This is a genomic window from Pseudoalteromonas maricaloris (genome assembly GCF_024746855.1).
GTDB classification, from domain to species: Bacteria; Pseudomonadota; Gammaproteobacteria; order Enterobacterales; family Alteromonadaceae; genus Pseudoalteromonas; species Pseudoalteromonas maricaloris.
Genome location: NZ_CP024625.1, coordinates 2,914,806 through 2,930,168 on the forward strand (window position 1 = coordinate 2,914,806; position 15,363 = coordinate 2,930,168).

Sequence of the window (15,363 nt, forward strand, 5' to 3'; positions counted from 1 at the left end):
TGTAAAAAATGGAAAAATTCAGTTTAAACTGTGTTGAACTACAAGAATATCAACCTAACCGCTACCCTTTTCTCATGATTGACCATGTTGAGGAAGTTATTCCCGGGAAATATGCCAAAGGCTATAAAAATCTAACCATGAATGAGTGGTACTTCCCTGTACACTTTCCTGATGGTCCAAATATGCCTGGCGCCCTGCAACTCGAAGCGTTAGCGCAAATGCTAACGGTCGCGATTACTACTCTTCCCGGCTTAAAGGGTAAAGTAACACATGCCTTGCAACACACCGTGCGCTATAAAAGAGAAGTAAAACCAGGTGAAAAGTTTGAAATTGAAACCGAAGTACTGTCTTGGAAAAGAGGTATTTGTAAAGGCAGGGGCGTGGCAAAGGTTAATGGCGAAATAGCCTGTGAGGCCGATATGATGATTACCATTCCGGAAATCCTCGAGCAATATCTGCCAAAAAAGAAAACTGAGTTATGACCGCTAAAGTAGATATTATTATTGTTGGCTCTGGTGCAAGTGGAGCAGCCGCTGCTTGGCGTCTCAGCCAGGATAGCAACCTATCTATAGTTTGTATTGAGCAAGGTCGCGAATCTAACCCAGCCCAATACCCTACGACCAAAGCGGATTGGGAGCGAGATAAGCAACGGTCAGCGAGTTTTGACCCGAATGTTAGAGCCAACAAGGCTGATTACCCAATTGATAACAGTAATTCCGCTATATCTCTTGCCAATTTTAATGGCTTTGGTGGTAGTACCATCTTATATTCAGGGCACTTTCCGCGCTTTCACCCTTCTGACTTTGCCACATATAAGCTTGATAAGGTTGCAGAGGATTGGCCATTTGACTACCAGACGCTCACTCCTTACTTTAATCAAAATGAAGAGATGATGGGCGTTGCAGGGTTAGTTGGAGATACTGCATACCCTGAATATGAAAACTTATTGCCGCCAGTAGCGATGGGGCGAGGTGCGAAAAAATTGGCTCAAGCTTTTAATCGGCTTGGCTGGCATTGGTGGCCGTCATACAGTGCTATCAATACTAAAAACCACCAAAACCGACCTCCTTGCATAAATTTGGGCCCGTGTAATACCGGGTGTAGTCAAGGTGCCAAAGGCAGCGTTGATATTACTTACTGGCCGCAAGCAAAGTTACAAGGCGTTCAAGTAATGACTGAATGCCGTGTTTTTGATATTCCAGTTGATAAAGAACAAAAAGCAACAGGAGTAAAATATTATGACAAACATGGAGATGAGCAATTTTTAGCCGCATCCCTTGTCATTCTCGCTTGTAGCGGGATAGGTACACCTAGATTACTACTAAATAGTAAATCCGAACTTTTCCCTAATGGGCTATTAAACAACTATGACCTTGTTGGTCGCAATTTGATGCTACATCCACTCGCATATGTCGAAGGTGTATTTGATGAACCACTAGATACAAGCATCGGTCCACAGGGCTGTAGTATTTATTCTCAACAATTTTATGAAACGCAAGAAGATAGAGGCTTTAAACGCGGCTACACATTGCACGTATTAAGGGGCTCTTCAGCAGTAGATAGCGCGTGCTCCGGATACATAACGAGAAGAATACCTCTTGGAAAAAACCATCATCAGGCCTTTTCGCAATATTTTAACCATAATATGGGCATTGCCGTCATTTCTGAGGATTTACCAGATCCTGAAAACCGTATAGAGCTTGATTATTCGAAAACGGATAGTTTTGGTATGCCCGGTATCAAAGTGCACTATTCTCTACATGAAAATACAAAAAAAATGCTCGAGCATGGTATCGAACAAACTAAAAAGTTATTCGCCGAAGCCGGAGCGAAAATATCAGCAGCTCATTATCCTGTGAAACATGCGGGTTGGCACCTAATGGGAACAACCAAAATGGGAGCAGATAAAACAAATTCAGTGGTCAATGAGCATGGGCAAGCACATGAAGTAAGCAACCTTTTCATCGTCGACAGCAGCGTTTTTATCACATCAGGAGCTGTCAACCCAGTCGCTACCGCCCAAGCTTTAACTCTAAAATTTTGTGACCACATCAGTAAAAATATAAAGAGTTGGGTAGTATAATGAGTTTATCGCAGTTTCTAGATGTTATTTTACCCTCAGATACAAGCCTAAATATGCCCTCTGCGACGGATCTGCATATAGATAAGGCTGTAGCAAACCTTTTAGAACCACAGCAAATTGAAGAGTTTTTATTCATTTTAAATAATGTTGCGCAAGAAAAGTTTTCGAACTCATTGTCCTCCCTTGATGAAAAAAGCTACTTACTTTGCATTGAAAAAGCTAAGCGAGTGGATGTTTATTTAGTCAATTATATCGTCCAACAATGTCTTACTGCCTACTACACTCACCCTAGCGTGTTAACCAAAATTGGTTCCGGCGCAGTGCCTCCTTTTCCTGACGGGAACTCTTTGGAAAGTGATGACTGGCTGCTGCTTGAGGATGTGTACGAACGTGGGCCTATTTACAGGAAAGTCATATGATACCTTACATTGCAGGGCAACTTGCTAAAAATAAAGTGGCCGTTGTAACTGGCGCAAACAGGGGGATCGGCAAAGCGATTAGCGAGACCTTGTTGGCACATGGTTGCACGGTAATCGCTGCTGTCAGAGACATTGAAACCGCAAAGGCAAGTTTGACACATCAAGATAATCTGCACTTTGTGAAATTAGATCTAAACCATGAAGATAGTGTCAAATCCTCGATAAAAGATATTAGAGCAATTTCTAAAACGGTCGATATATTGATAAATAATGCTGGAGTTGCAATGGGTGGATTGTTTCAAATGACTTCAATGCATGATGTTAAACAGCTATTTGAAGTGAATTTGTTCAATCAGTTATTGCTAACTCAGCAGATTTCAAGACTAATGCAGCGACAAAAACAAGGGTGTGTAATCAATATTCTTTCAAGTGCAACGCATCAAATTGATCGCGGTACACTAGCGTACGGAAGTGTCAAATCTGCGTTTGGGCGCGCGAGTCTAAGTATGGCAGTAGAACTTGCAGATAGCGGTATTAGGGTGAATGCTATTGCACCAGGTGTCACTAACACCGATATGGCTGAAGAGATGGATGAACAAGCAAGAATAGACTTAGTCGCTAAAAGTTTACTGAAAAAGGCTGCGATACCTCAAGACATTGCAAATACAGCTTTGTTCTTATGTAGTGATTTAGCGACGCACATCACAGGCCAAGTGCTCAACGTTGATGGCGGTTTAATTTAAAGAGGAATGTAATGAGTTATCCAGAATTAACTGAGTTTGCACGTACCATGAGGCAAAAGATACTCGATATTAGCTATCACAGTGGCACATCTACTCATATTGGTGGTGCTCTGTCTATGACTGATGTCATGGCGGTACTCTATGGAAAAGTACTTAATTTTGACGCCCAAGATCCTCGCTGGCCAGAACGAGACCGTTTCATCTTAAGTAAGGGCCACGGTGTACTTGGATTTTATCCTGCACTGCTTGGCGCAGGCATCATTTCTCAAGAAGTTTTTGATACCTTTCAACAAAATGGCAGTGATCTAATCGCCCACCCCGTGATGAATCTTGATTTAGGGATTGAGTCCTCTAATGGTAGTTTGGGTCACGGCATATCAATGGCGGTGGGAATCGCTTTCGCGGCTAAAAAACAAGCAAAGCCTTTTCATACCTATACATTAGTTGGTGATGGTGAAACCAATGAAGGCTCCGTATGGGAAGCTGCTATGTTGGCATCCCACCTGAAGCTGGACAACCTAACCGCTATCATAGACTACAACAAACAACAAAATGATGGCTTTGGAAAAGATGTACTTCGCATCGACAATATGGCAGAACGATTTCGTGCTTTTGGCTGGCATGTTATTGAAGTTGACGGTCATGATATTGATGCCATTGTTGAAGCTTTTGAAGAAGCTCCTCTAAATAAGCCTAAAGCCATCGTCGCTAATACGATTAAAGGAAAAGGTGTTTCTTTTATGGAAGGCGATAACGCATGGCATCACAATCGTCTAACTAAAACTAATTACGAAGCAGCTGTCGCTGCCCTCAATAATTCAAATAACGAAAGGAGCGACAATGGAAATAACGTCTAAAAGTGCACGTCAGTGGGCAAGACTCGGTCCGAGAGGGGTGTATGGTCAAGCTATTCTTGCCATAGCAGATAAGCACGATGACCTTATGGTAATGTCAGCTGATTTGGCGAGTTCATCTGGGTTAGAACGTTTTCGCACGACCTACCCAGATAAGTTTCTTAATGCTGGTATTGCAGAGCAAAACATGATTGGCGTAGCTGCAGGACTTGCAAAGGAGGGGTACAATGTTTTTGCCTCTTCCTTTTCACCCTTTATCGCCATGCGGGCAAGCGAACAAATTCGAATGAATTTGGGTTACATGGAGCTAAATGTTAAAGCTGTCGCAATCGGTGGTGGGATAAGCATGGGCTTTTTGGGGAACTCTCACTTCGGAATCGAAGATATGGCGGTCATGCGTGCTATCCCAAATTTAACCGTTGTGTCCCCTGCAGACTGTGTTGAAGTCGTGAAGTTAGTAGACTCCGCGGCCAGTTTCAAAGGCCCCATGTATATACGCCTCACAGGCACAGCAAACTGTCCAATCGTCTACACAGATGATTATGAATTTGAAATAGGAAAATCAATTCTGCTTAGGGAAGGGGTTGATGTAACTCTTATCGCTTGTGGCTCAATGGTTTACCAGTCTTTGCAGGCCGCCGAATTACTCGCGGAGCAAGGAATATCGGCATCCGTCATTAATATGCATACTATCAAACCTTTGGATGAAGCTAGACTGCAAGAAATCATCGCCAAAGGCAGACCTATTATCACCGTCGAGGAACACTCTAAAATTGGAGGCCTTGGTAGCGCCATTGCTGAATATTTATCGCCTCTGGGTAGTGGTATTCGTCACCTTTCTGTTGCCCTACCCGATGCATACATAAAAACAGGTGATTACGATTATATGCTTGGCGAGCAAGGGTTGGACGCAAAATCAATAGCTCAAAAAGCAGTAACATTTCTCACTAAGTAATTGGATTAAATATGCAATTTGAACATAATCATCATTCTGTCATTCAAGCGCTTGATAATATCGTATCAGCGGTACAATTGAGCTTTAATCAATGTCAAAGTGATGTATATTGGTTGTCAGTTGATTTTCGCATGCTGATTGCTGCAACAGGTGTAAAACACACAGAAGCGCACAAAGCGGCAGTATATATTGTTGATTCATTGGTAGAACAACTCAAACCTAATGAATCTTTACTTATTTCTTCGTTTTACTTTAGTTTTCCTCACAGTAAAGCGTTTTCTCCCTACAAGAGTGAAGTACAAACCGGTGTTTTTGGTGCAATGTTGTTAGCCCAATATCCGCAACATAGAGTTCAACAACCATTTTATTCCTTTTTAGTTTTTGGTCACGCCTACCCCTCTCTCACACAAAATTATATCGCTAAAAGTACTGGACCCGATTCCATTTTTGAGTGGGTGATAAATAACAACACTCAGCTAATCTGCGTTGGGCATCACTATGTAAAATCACTCTCAAGCATTCACCATGCAGAGCATTGTGCCGATGTTGATTATCGCTACGTCAAAACATTTTCAGGTTCACTGCTCTTACAAAACAGCAAAGAGCAGCACATTGAAACTCAGTTTTATGTTCGAGACTTAGATACCTGTGACTTTTCTTCTTTAACCAATACTGGAGATAGAGCCTTTAGAGAAGCAGCAGTTATTGAATCCCAACTCCTATCCACACTAAAAAGACCTCTTCTCATTCACAGCATCAACCTACTCTGTGCACATGAAATGATGTTGCAAGATCTAAATAGTGGAAATAACCGATATGTTGATTACTATGGACCGATGAAACAAGAGCATGAAGTGATAACCGGCAAGGTAGCAGATAAGCTGTATACCAAAGAGTTAAACGCGCTAATTAATACCCAAAGCTGCTGATAATTAATGCCCTTTTACGACCAACAGTTATTTCAGGCTATTGGTCGTAAATCATTCAGCTGACTTGGGGACTGCCATTAAGTGTGGAGAGGCATAACTAAATGTGCCTACGCAAATTTTTGTACCGTCACACAAAGCAATTACTTCGCCCTTACATATCCCCCTTCTCATAGAAAGTATGGTTGCTTCATAGCGCAATTCCGAGCAAGTGGCCACTGTGACTGCTTTCATCAGTTTAACGTTAATATTGTTTACATAAGCCCGATGTTCTCCGTGCTCAAATGAGTCGTAAATCAGTAGCACCAACGTTTGTAACATACCTTCTATCTGCAATGTGCCCGGCATGACTCCAGATCTTGGTAAATGACATTCAAAAAACCAATCATCAACGGAGATAGACTTTGTCGCAATAGCCGTTTTCCCTTTCTCAATCAACTCGTAATTATCGATCATTAAAAAAGGGGCGGTTATATCCAAAGCGGTAGATATTTGTTCCGCAGTTTTCATCATCATTTAGCCTCCATATCCACTACAACTCTGCCATATATATTCTGTTCCTTAAAGTTTTCAATAGCACAACTGACCCCTGCTAATTTCACTTTTGTGTAGACATCGCAAAGCGCAGAACTTCGCCAAATTGAGGCCAGTTTTATCAGTAGACTTTTTCTACTTTCGACCGAGGTTCCTTCCGCGTTGATACCTATTAGACTGATCCCACGAAGAATAAAAGGTAATACATTTGTCTCAAAATGCGTCCCCGCAACAAGCCCTGTGCTCACAACAATGCCATTCTCTGATACCTGCTTTAAAATACAAGCGAGCACATCTCCACCAGCCACATCAATGACTGCCTGCCACCTTGAAGGCAATAAGTTTTGTGTCGTCTTCACATCTGACGCATTTAAATCAACAATAGCGGTGACCCCTAAATTCTCAAGGAAAACTTTACCGTTTTCCCGAGTTACACTCACTTCAACGTCATAACCAAGATGCTTAAGAAGTAATACTGCGATACTGCCAAGACCACCACTAGCTCCAGTTACCAGCACCTTACTAGCTGACTTGTCGATACCATGCTTTTCGATTGCTTCAACGGCAAGTGCTGCTGTATACCCTGCGGTTCCATATACCATTACTTCCTCTAGGCACATATTTTCTGGCAATCGGATGAGCCACTCAGCAGGTACACATATATACTCTGCAAGACCGCCCTGATAATTCATCCCCAATGGCGTACAAAACACAGCTACTCTATCGCCTTTTTTAAAAAGAGCTGAATTTGATTGCTCAACTACCCCACTTGCATCAAGCCCCGGAGTATGAGGGAAGCGGCGAGTCACTGCAGGATTGCCCTGACAGGATAAAATATCTTTATAATTTAAAGAAGAATAGTGCACTTTTACGAGTACTTCAGAACTAGGTAGATGTGTCACTGGCAAGCTTTTAACTCGATATTCAAATTCTCTTGGAGATTTTTTTTCCACTACGAGTGCATTATAGTATTCTGTCATGGCAAGTGTGTTTTAATATATCAAGATACTGACATTCTTTTATAGATGCTATTGATAGTCAACGAATATTCTTTCACAATAATAGTTATTGCTCGTCGTCAAATAGGAACAATAAATGAGTAACTTAGAAAAGTACAATCAGGCCTTTATTACAGCTTTTGACATCACTGAAGCACAGCTCACCGATGACTTCGGCTATCAAGCAATTCCTGAGTGGGACTCAGTCGGTCACATGGGACTAGTTGCAGAATTAGAAGATGCATTTGATATCATGTTAGAAATGGAAGATATCATAGACTTTAGTTCATACGGCGAAGGGAAAAACATACTTAAAAAGTATGATGTTGAAGTTGTATAATAACTAGTTTTAAAAAATGATAGCACAAGCTTAAAGCTTGGCTATCATTCCGTTTCTAAAGCATTTCAAGAACGCTTTGTTGCTCTAATTTACTGATCGCACTTTCCATATCTACTACGCTACAACCCGATAAGTTCGCAATATCTATCGTGTCATGCTTTCCATCACTATAATTGAGTAACATCCTGATATGATTCAACTCTTCTAATTGGCCAACTCTTTCTTTGCTGAAAAAGCTCAATGTCGGGTACAGCCCTCGCTTGCCTAAATTTGGTTCACCATAAGGAAACTTGTTCTCGAACGTTGCTGTCTGCTCCAACGCAATGAGAATCTTCTCAAGTTTGTCGATACTATCCAATATCGGTTTAATCCCCATATTTTCTTTATCGTCTAACGAAGTATGATACTCACTATAACCTGCATGAAAACATCGACTCACGCAACATACTGGAAATTGAAAACCTGGTGAATTGTATTGACGCTCATCTGAACCACTTAATGGGCTGAATGGAATGTTTTGGTGGTGAAAGCCATGTTCATTAAGGTGATATAGAAGTTTATCTAACAATCCATTATCGTTACGACTATGCTTGAATACTAATTCTTCAGGCTCACCACCCATACAGTTAATTACAAGACCTGAAACTAAATTTTCCTTTAAGTAGTCGCCCTCTAAATGAAGCAACCCTAAACTACCAATTGTTTCCGGATGCAAAGCAAAGCGATACGAATAACGTCGCTTTGGCCAGCGCTTAATTCGGTGATATAAACCGAGCAGCACCAAAGGCCCACTGATTTCATTATTTGCCATTGATGGATGACATAAATAAGAACTTAGCAGGATTTCCTTTTTTGACTCTCCCTCAAGGACAGTCTGTGCAATATCCAAATGACCATTAACAAATTCACTGTCAATGACCGCTTTATATGTGCCGGGTTTTAACTTATCCCGAGTATTCTGAGATACACAAAACCCCCACCTTTTTTTGTAATAACTGGTCACATATGGAATGGCATTCGGTAACTCAGGAAGACTGTAAAGGTGGTTTTGCAATTCTTCGAGCTCAATCTCACTATTTACAGGCTCAGAGTAATTTACCACTTCTAGATTTAAACGTTTCATATCGGCGACTTTTTGCCCATCCGGATCTAGAAGGTATGCATCATTACAGTGCCACTCTTGTGGAACTGTCCAATCAAACACCGAGGTACCTGTCGGGATAGACTGAACTGTCAAGGGCATATAACGAGAGAAAATATCATAACTCTGACGCAAGCCTGGCCCCGTGATTGAACGTAGTATGGGGAAAAGCTCATCAAAAAGGTCACTATAAAACAACTCTGACTCTTGATATTGCACGTTCTAAACTCCTTATTTCCCGAATATGATACACTTTATTTTTCTAGTGCGTTTATTGTTCTAAATGGATATCGTTGGCACGCCACACATTATTTCCAAAAGATTATCCAATAAAATATAACTCTCAAAAATTACTTATACAACATACTGTTACCTTTTAGTGGTAAAAAGTTACCGTTTTCCTTTGCGTTTAAGCTCTTCCAACCGTTCTCGCTCCGCCAAAATCATCTTTAACATCTGAATGCGAAGCTCCGCTTCTTGCTGTTTAAATTCAGAGAGCTGCTCTTCAAGCACTTCCACTTCATCTACTTTTGTTTGGTCACGGTACTTTTTACTGCCTACGTGTTCGATTAAAGCTTGCTGCCCATCATTAATCGCGTCTGGGTGCTGTTCGACTTTTAAAAAGCGCTGCTCTTGGGATTGCATCAGCTTATTAATTCTTTCTTGAAGTTTACGAATTTGCGCTTGAATAAGGTCCATTGCCTTTTCTAAGTTTTCATAATCCTCTTTAAATACAGGGTTATCTTCCTTATAACCAGCGGCTTCATCATCAAGTTCTTTGGAAAGCATCGCGGGTACCTCTTGCTTTTCTTCCGCATCGCTTGGTGATTTCGTCTTTATCTGGTCGGAAACAACTTGAGCCGAGCCTTGTGATTTCAATTCAGTCTGTTGCTTTAGCGGTGATAAGCTATCTTGATGTATTTGAATATCCATTTTCACTCCTTGGGATAGACACTGTTTGCTATACATATCGGAAAAACTAGATAAAACTTAATTAAATTTATGTTGTGCGTTCCTAATTTCGTTTCCGCTGTCTTCAAACTGACATCAACTCGCGACCAATTTGTCATAAATACCAGCAAAAATACTCGATAAGCTAACTCGGCTAGGAAGTATGTTGGTATAGCCTCTTTTTTCGCGGGAGCGTTATGGAAAACAAGCAAATTGCGGTGGTAACTGGTGCCTTTGGTGGGATTGGTTCTGCTATTACGAAAACACTCATTGAAAAAGATTTTTTTGTTGTCGCGATAGCAAGCGAAAGGCGTAATGAGGCCGACTTTGATCTCTGGCTTAACACGCTACAAATCAATCCAGCGGCAGTAAAACCTCTATTCTTGGATGTGACTAATGCTGAGCAATGCCACACAGCGATGACTCAGGTCCTACAAGAATTTGGGAATATCGATCTACTCGTAAACAACGCCGGGATCACACGCGACTCAGCGTTTAAAAAAATGACCCACGCGCAATGGAGCGAGGTGATCAACACCAATCTAAATTCTCTCTTTAATATGACCAACCCAGTCTTTGCGGCAATGTGCGCAAATAAGCAAGGTCGTATCGTTAATATCTCCAGCGTTAATGGCCTAAAAGGTCAATTTGGGCAGGCTAATTATTCCGCCGCAAAAGCAGGCATGATTGGTTTTACCAAAGCGCTGGCCTATGAAGGTGCAAGAAGCGGTGTCACCGTCAATGCAGTAGCACCAGGCTACACAGAAACGCCTATGGTAAGCGCCATGCGTGAAGACGTATTAAATAGCATAAAAGCACAAGTACCGATGCAGCGTTTAGCCACGCCTGACGAAGTTGCAGCTGCGGTTGCTTACTTAGCATCAAAAGCAGCCGGTTACATTACTGGCGAAACCCTGTCGCTCAATGGCGGCCTATATATGCAATAACCTAAATAACCTCAGGTTAAATACCACCGAGGGAGCGAGCTGTACCTGATGTTCGGTGGTGCTAACTGATCACTATCATCCATTGTGTTAATTTAATCGATAACAAGGAAAAGACCATGTACAGCGATTTATTCAAAACATTCAACGAACAAACTGAGCAATTCTTTGCACCAGCGGTACAGTTTAACCAAATCGTGGCAAAAAACATCGAAGCACTATCTAAAATTCAGCTGCACTCGGCTGAACAGATCACTAAAACATCCATTGAGCAGCTAAAGCAAGCGACTGAAATCAAAGATGCAAAATCTATGATGGATTTTAACGCAAGTCAGTTGAACGCGTTAAACGCCCTAAGCCAACAGATGATCCAAGATGGTCAAAAGCTTTCTCAATTAGGTCAAGAATTTAAAGACAGCTTAGAATCTCTTGGTAAAGAAACGCTAAAAACAGCGAAAGCGCAATAACCTGCAATTTTGGGCGACTTAGGTCGCCTTACCCGTTCAAACAACACAAAGGATCTACCTGTATGGGCACTCAAGCAAATATTGAGCAAGGGTTAACTGCGTGGTGGCAATATAACCAAGAATTGTGGCAGCTCGCAGCGACAAATTTTGGTAAAGAGAATCCATTACAAAATGCATTAAATGAGCAAAACCAAGCCGACTTACAAAGCTGGCTCAGTGCACTCAATCAGCAACCGGAAACCTTTATTAAACAGCAAAATGCGTGGTGGCAAACTCAGTTTGCTATTTTTCAAAACAGTTTTATGCCGCAAACTACCGATGAGAAAGAAGACATTATTAGCCCTGAGCGTGGAGACAAACGCTTTGTAGACCCAGATTGGCAAGAGAACCCTTGGTTTAACTACCTAAAACAAAGCTATCTTTGGTTTGGACAATCACTACAAAACACCATTGAAAATACTCCAGGTCTCGACCCAAAACTTAAAGAGCGATTAGCGTTTTTTGCAAGACAGTCCGTTAATTCAGTATCACCGAGCAACTTTGTTTCAACCAACCCAGAATTACTCAAGCTGACGCTAGAAAGTAACGGGCAGAATCTATTCGATGGACTGGCGTGCTTAAAAAAAGATTTAGCCAAAAGCACTGAAATGCTCCGAGTCAGCATGACCAATGAAAATGCGTATACACTTGGAGAAGACCTGGCTTGTACACCGGGTAGAGTGGTATTCCAAAACCACTTGTTTGAATTGATCCAATATCATCCGACTACGGAGCAAGTGCACAAGACTCCCCTGCTTATCGTGCCGCCATTTGTTAATAAATACTATATTTTGGACTTGAGAGCAGATAACTCGATGGTTAAATGGGCACTTGAACAAGGATATACCGTGCTAATGATGTCATGGAAAAACCCAGATCCAAGCATGGCAAATATTGCGTTTGACGACTATGTCGTCGACGGTGTGTTATGTGCTTTAGAGCAAACAGAAAAACAAACAGGCGAAACGCAAATCCATACTGTGGGTTATTGTATCGGCGGTACTCTACTCACCACATGTATGGCCTATATTGCTGCTAAACGCATCAAACAAAGAGTAAAAAGTGCAACCTTGCTGACCACAATTTTAGATTTCTCGCAGCCAGGTGAACTTGGCGCATTTATCAATGAGCCCACCATTAATGCGCTAGAACAGTATAATAATCAAAATGGCGTGATGTCAGGGCATCTGCTCGGTACTTCTTTTAGTATGCTGAGAGAAAACAGCTTGTATTGGAATTACTTCGTTAATAACTACCTCAAAGGCAAAGCGCCTGCCGACTTAGATTTACTCTACTGGAATAGTGATAGTACAAATCTAACAGCGGCCTGCCACAACTTTATTTTGCGAGACTTATATCTCAATAATCAGCTTATTGAAGACAAGTCTGTCAGTATTCGTGGCACTAAAATTGACCTCAGTAAAGTAAAGCAACCTGTCTACTTTCTCTCTACCCGTGACGATCATATTGCGCTGTGGCAAGGCACTTTTGAGGGGGCTAAAAAGCTCAGCAGCCCGCTCACCTTTGTGCTTGGTGAGTCTGGCCATATTGCCGGAGTGGTCAACCCGCCAAGTGCAAACAAATATGGTTATTGGTTTGATGGACAAGACCAAGAAAACCCCGCTGAGTGGCTTGCTTCGGCAAAGCATGAAAGCGGGTCATGGTGGTCGCATTGGGCGCAGTGGCTACATCAAATAAACCCAGAGCAAGTCCCAGCTCGTGCCGCACAAAGTGATGAACAACCGGGGATTTATGATGCCCCGGAGAATACGTCAAACAGAGTATTTAACCTGAGCTGCGGATAATTAATGCCTTTCTAGCAGCCAGTTTTAGCGCTAACTGCGTTGAATTCACTTCCAATAGCCAGCTATTGGTGCGTAAATTCGCCTTGCCTACAGGATGTAGGTACCTTAGCGAGAGCAGGACGCGGAAGCGGTGTTTTCCCTAAAACTCTCTGGCTAGACAAGGAAAAAACCAAGTTATTCTTTAGAAGCAATAAGTTGGAACATTCCTTATCCAAACCTCAGGTTATTTAAGAAACTTACAATCAAATCAATTAGAGGCAAGCAATCTTGCTTCTAATATTTCCCGTTATTGACACATTCTATACATTCGGTCAGTCTAGGACACAAAAATATAGGGAAATAACATGATTGGATTTCTTATACTTGTTGCGGCGTTCGTAGCCTTTGTTGGCGTATTACAATATCAAAAAGTAAAAACGACGGCACGTAGACGTAGTTTTATTCAAGATTACGACCTCACACATTTAAGACCCAAACTCAGCCGCCATTATCCAGAGCTTACTAATGAGCAACTGACACAAGTTGAGTTAGGTCTTAAGCAGTTTTTTCAAGCGAACTTATTGCTCGAAGATCAATCCTTAGCTATGCCCTCTCGGGTTGTCGATGCGCTGTGGCATGAATTTATTTTACACACCCAAGAGTATCACTCCTTTTGCTACGAGGCCTTTGACCGTTTCTTACATCATTGTCCATCTGAGGCAATGAAAGGGAAAAACAAAGCTCAACTTAGTCTACGTAAAACATGGCGAGCCTGCTGTAGCATCGAGCGCATATCCCCGCGAAGACCAGCTGCTTTACCTATATTATTCGCACTGGATGCCTTACTTAATATCCCAAATGGCTATTACTACTCGGCAACCGATTTTCGAGAGCCCATTACCAAAGGCGATTCCAGCACTACAACCTATGCTGGACACATCGGGTGTACGTCAATGGACAGTGGCGACAGCAGCACCTCTTCCTCAAGCTCTTCAAACTCAAGTTGTAGTAGTGGCTCAAGTTGCGGTAGCGGCTGTAGTAGTTAAACACAAAGTATTTCTAGGATGCGGCCTTTTACATTCGTTAACGTTAAGGCCTTATATTGGCGCTAAAGATTAGCTACTATTTGTACCGGTTTAACTAGTTTCTTTTGGTGATCCGGTGCCTATTTTCAACAAACATTACAGCCTGCTATTTTCAGCCTTACTGATGTCGGGATGCCACCAGCTGGGCGAAGGTCAATCTTTGTGGAGAATCGCCTCAGAAGGCATCATTTTTGATGGGCAGCTGCAAACGCACCTATCAGCTCCCTCAATTCAATGTGAACAGTGTGAAATCAAACGTCAGACCGATATGCGCCCTTCCGGTCCTGCGGATTACACATTAGTGTCGGAAAACCACAAACTCAAAGCGATTTGGGGTAAAAGTAGCAATGCCGCTTTATATATTCCAAATAACGCCGGAAGAACCTTAATAAACTTGGCTCCGGATACGGAAACTGGTGTCTGGATCATGGACTTAGATAGTACACCAAAGCCACTTAAAGTCGGCAAAGTAAATTATGTGATGCTTGGCGCTGACACTTACCAAGTAGTGATCAGTCCAAATTCACAGCGCACAAACTTCGAGTACGCTGTACTTGTGAAATAGCTTTTATTGTGCTTCTAAAATCGTTACTGCATCCGGTTTGAGCCTAACTAGATTCATTCCCTCAGTGACTTTGCTTGCATCAAACACTTCACCGTTTTCATGTGCTCTATGAGCCAAATAACGCTTCGTTTTCTCAATGTCTAACTCGAACTGCTCGAGTACTCCAGTCGCATAGGCTTGCTTTCCAATGGCGGACATTGGAAAAACCATATCGCCATCCCGTACCTTTACGTTTATTTCCTCGCCGTTATCTACTTTCAGTGTCATCCAACAACCGCGTTTTTTACACACCTTGACCACTTCACCCGACAGCGTGATCTGACTCCCCACAAACTGCTCAGTATTTTTCAATACGTCTTTGCCCGCAACGAGCTTACTCATGTCTGCACCACCACCAAACTGGGTATCACTTGCATAAGATATAGTGCTAAGCAATGCCAACATCAGCAGCAACCTATTTTGTAATTTCATAAAACCTCCTTCTCAAAAATTACAGCCAGTATAAACAAAAATGCCGACTTAAAGTCGGCATTTT

Annotated in this window: 18 protein-coding genes; 13 read left to right on the forward strand and 5 right to left on the reverse strand. The window is 42.0% G+C overall.

What is annotated here, in order from left to right; genetic code table 11:
- Nucleotides 1-8 precede the first annotated feature (8 nt).
- The 7 genes from fabZ to CTT31_RS12845 are packed head-to-tail and all read left to right on the forward strand — an operon-like array spanning nucleotide 9 to nucleotide 5,983.
- Entirely contained in the window at nucleotides 9-482 is a 474-nt protein-coding gene (fabZ, locus tag CTT31_RS12815) for a 3-hydroxyacyl-ACP dehydratase FabZ (RefSeq protein ID WP_039496798.1), read from the forward strand.
- Nucleotides 479-2,083, forward strand: coding sequence for a GMC family oxidoreductase (locus CTT31_RS12820; protein ID WP_130125948.1), 1,605 nt, complete (start codon nucleotides 479-481; stop codon nucleotides 2,081-2,083). The genes fabZ and CTT31_RS12820 overlap by 4 nt, the downstream gene beginning before the upstream one ends.
- On the forward strand, nucleotides 2,083-2,502 hold the full coding sequence (locus CTT31_RS12825) for a gluconate 2-dehydrogenase subunit 3 family protein (protein WP_211858170.1): 420 nt from the start codon (nucleotides 2,083-2,085) through the stop codon (nucleotides 2,500-2,502). Before CTT31_RS12820 ends, CTT31_RS12825 begins: the two co-directional genes overlap by 1 nt.
- Nucleotides 2,499-3,245 (forward strand): SDR family NAD(P)-dependent oxidoreductase, encoded by a 747-nt coding sequence (locus tag CTT31_RS12830; RefSeq protein ID WP_211858172.1) that lies wholly within the window; start codon nucleotides 2,499-2,501, stop codon nucleotides 3,243-3,245. Before CTT31_RS12825 ends, CTT31_RS12830 begins: the two co-directional genes overlap by 4 nt.
- A gap of 11 nt (nucleotides 3,246-3,256) precedes the next feature.
- The gene (locus CTT31_RS12835) at nucleotides 3,257-4,102 is read left to right on the forward strand and encodes a transketolase (RefSeq protein WP_052258354.1); all 846 of its coding nucleotides are present in this window, start codon (nucleotides 3,257-3,259) and stop codon (nucleotides 4,100-4,102) included.
- Nucleotides 4,086-5,054, forward strand: coding sequence for a transketolase family protein (locus CTT31_RS12840; RefSeq protein ID WP_211858173.1), 969 nt, complete (start codon nucleotides 4,086-4,088; stop codon nucleotides 5,052-5,054). The genes CTT31_RS12835 and CTT31_RS12840 overlap by 17 nt, the downstream gene beginning before the upstream one ends.
- 11 nt (nucleotides 5,055-5,065) lie before the next feature.
- Nucleotides 5,066-5,983 carry an AAC(3) family N-acetyltransferase gene (locus CTT31_RS12845; protein WP_211858174.1) on the forward strand — a complete coding sequence of 306 codons (918 nt, stop codon included), beginning with the start codon at nucleotides 5,066-5,068 and terminating at the stop codon, nucleotides 5,981-5,983.
- 51 nt (nucleotides 5,984-6,034) lie between these two features.
- Here CTT31_RS12845 and CTT31_RS12850 read toward each other — a convergent pair whose 3' ends face one another.
- Both CTT31_RS12850 and CTT31_RS12855 read right to left on the reverse strand, forming a co-directional pair.
- Nucleotides 6,035-6,496 (reverse strand): 3-hydroxyacyl-ACP dehydratase FabZ family protein, encoded by a 462-nt coding sequence (locus CTT31_RS12850; RefSeq protein ID WP_211858176.1) that lies wholly within the window; start codon nucleotides 6,494-6,496, stop codon nucleotides 6,035-6,037.
- The gene (locus CTT31_RS12855) at nucleotides 6,493-7,467 is read right to left on the reverse strand and encodes a YhdH/YhfP family quinone oxidoreductase (RefSeq protein ID WP_175401234.1); all 975 of its coding nucleotides are present in this window, start codon (nucleotides 7,465-7,467) and stop codon (nucleotides 6,493-6,495) included. Before CTT31_RS12855 ends, CTT31_RS12850 begins: the two co-directional genes overlap by 4 nt.
- Nucleotides 7,468-7,609: 142 nt before the next feature.
- On the opposite strand from CTT31_RS12855, the gene CTT31_RS12860 reads away from it, so the two are divergent.
- Nucleotides 7,610-7,852 carry an acyl carrier protein gene (locus CTT31_RS12860; RefSeq protein WP_039496786.1) on the forward strand — a complete coding sequence of 81 codons (243 nt, stop codon included), beginning with the start codon at nucleotides 7,610-7,612 and terminating at the stop codon, nucleotides 7,850-7,852.
- 55 nt (nucleotides 7,853-7,907) lie between these two features.
- Here the strand turns inward: CTT31_RS12860 and CTT31_RS12865 are convergent, their stop codons facing one another.
- Nucleotides 7,908-9,212 carry a DUF4910 domain-containing protein gene (locus CTT31_RS12865; protein WP_045989169.1) on the reverse strand — a complete coding sequence of 435 codons (1,305 nt, stop codon included), beginning with the start codon at nucleotides 9,210-9,212 and terminating at the stop codon, nucleotides 7,908-7,910.
- Between the two features lie 171 nt (nucleotides 9,213-9,383).
- Nucleotides 9,384-9,926: a hypothetical protein gene (locus tag CTT31_RS12870; protein WP_211858180.1), complete on the reverse strand. Its 543-nt coding sequence runs from the start codon at nucleotides 9,924-9,926 to the stop codon at nucleotides 9,384-9,386.
- A gap of 215 nt (nucleotides 9,927-10,141) precedes the next feature.
- Between CTT31_RS12870 and CTT31_RS12875 the strand changes: the two genes are divergently transcribed.
- The 5 genes from CTT31_RS12875 (at nucleotide 10,142) to CTT31_RS12895 (ending at nucleotide 14,828) form a co-directional block, all read left to right on the forward strand.
- Entirely contained in the window at nucleotides 10,142-10,891 is a 750-nt protein-coding gene (locus tag CTT31_RS12875; RefSeq protein ID WP_039496779.1) for an SDR family oxidoreductase, read from the forward strand.
- Nucleotides 10,892-11,007: 116 nt separating this feature from the next.
- Nucleotides 11,008-11,355 (forward strand): phasin family protein, encoded by a 348-nt coding sequence (locus tag CTT31_RS12880; RefSeq protein ID WP_017216260.1) that lies wholly within the window; start codon nucleotides 11,008-11,010, stop codon nucleotides 11,353-11,355.
- A gap of 62 nt (nucleotides 11,356-11,417) precedes the next feature.
- Complete coding sequence (phaC, locus tag CTT31_RS12885; protein ID WP_260491395.1) at nucleotides 11,418-13,199, forward strand: class I poly(R)-hydroxyalkanoic acid synthase; 1,782 nt, start codon at nucleotides 11,418-11,420, stop codon at nucleotides 13,197-13,199.
- Between the two features lie 344 nt (nucleotides 13,200-13,543).
- On the forward strand, nucleotides 13,544-14,224 hold the full coding sequence (locus CTT31_RS12890; protein ID WP_260491397.1) for a glycine-rich domain-containing protein: 681 nt from the start codon (nucleotides 13,544-13,546) through the stop codon (nucleotides 14,222-14,224).
- A 115-nt stretch (nucleotides 14,225-14,339) separates the two neighbouring features.
- Nucleotides 14,340-14,828, forward strand: coding sequence for a hypothetical protein (locus CTT31_RS12895; RefSeq protein ID WP_017216263.1), 489 nt, complete (start codon nucleotides 14,340-14,342; stop codon nucleotides 14,826-14,828).
- A 3-nt stretch (nucleotides 14,829-14,831) separates the two neighbouring features.
- Here the strand turns inward: CTT31_RS12895 and CTT31_RS12900 are convergent, their stop codons facing one another.
- A complete protein-coding gene (locus CTT31_RS12900; protein ID WP_045988372.1) occupies nucleotides 14,832-15,299 on the reverse strand; it encodes a DUF4920 domain-containing protein in 468 nt (155 codons plus the stop codon).
- Between the last annotated feature and the right edge of the window lie 64 nt (nucleotides 15,300-15,363).

Excerpts from the sequence above, each read along its gene's own strand:
- CTT31_RS12860 (WP_039496786.1), top strand. The coding sequence starts at position 7,610 with ATGAGTAACTTAGAAAAGTACAATCAGGCCTTTATTACAGCTTTTGAC.
- CTT31_RS12880 (WP_017216260.1), top strand. The coding sequence starts at position 11,008 with ATGTACAGCGATTTATTCAAAACATTCAACGAACAAACTGAGCAATTC.
- CTT31_RS12890 (WP_260491397.1), top strand. The coding sequence starts at position 13,544 with ATGATTGGATTTCTTATACTTGTTGCGGCGTTCGTAGCCTTTGTTGGC.
- CTT31_RS12840 (WP_211858173.1), top strand. The coding sequence starts at position 4,086 with ATGGAAATAACGTCTAAAAGTGCACGTCAGTGGGCAAGACTCGGTCCG.
- CTT31_RS12850 (WP_211858176.1), bottom strand. The coding sequence starts at position 6,496 with ATGATGATGAAAACTGCGGAACAAATATCTACCGCTTTGGATATAACC.
- CTT31_RS12825 (WP_211858170.1), top strand. The coding sequence starts at position 2,083 with ATGAGTTTATCGCAGTTTCTAGATGTTATTTTACCCTCAGATACAAGC.
- CTT31_RS12820 (WP_130125948.1), top strand. The coding sequence starts at position 479 with ATGACCGCTAAAGTAGATATTATTATTGTTGGCTCTGGTGCAAGTGGA.
- CTT31_RS12845 (WP_211858174.1), top strand. The coding sequence starts at position 5,066 with ATGCAATTTGAACATAATCATCATTCTGTCATTCAAGCGCTTGATAAT.
- CTT31_RS12870 (WP_211858180.1), bottom strand. The coding sequence starts at position 9,926 with ATGGATATTCAAATACATCAAGATAGCTTATCACCGCTAAAGCAACAG.
- CTT31_RS12830 (WP_211858172.1), top strand. The coding sequence starts at position 2,499 with ATGATACCTTACATTGCAGGGCAACTTGCTAAAAATAAAGTGGCCGTT.
- CTT31_RS12900 (WP_045988372.1), bottom strand. The coding sequence starts at position 15,299 with ATGAAATTACAAAATAGGTTGCTGCTGATGTTGGCATTGCTTAGCACT.
- CTT31_RS12875 (WP_039496779.1), top strand. The coding sequence starts at position 10,142 with ATGGAAAACAAGCAAATTGCGGTGGTAACTGGTGCCTTTGGTGGGATT.
- phaC (WP_260491395.1), top strand. The coding sequence starts at position 11,418 with ATGGGCACTCAAGCAAATATTGAGCAAGGGTTAACTGCGTGGTGGCAA.
- CTT31_RS12835 (WP_052258354.1), top strand. The coding sequence starts at position 3,257 with ATGAGTTATCCAGAATTAACTGAGTTTGCACGTACCATGAGGCAAAAG.
- fabZ (WP_039496798.1), top strand. The coding sequence starts at position 9 with ATGGAAAAATTCAGTTTAAACTGTGTTGAACTACAAGAATATCAACCT.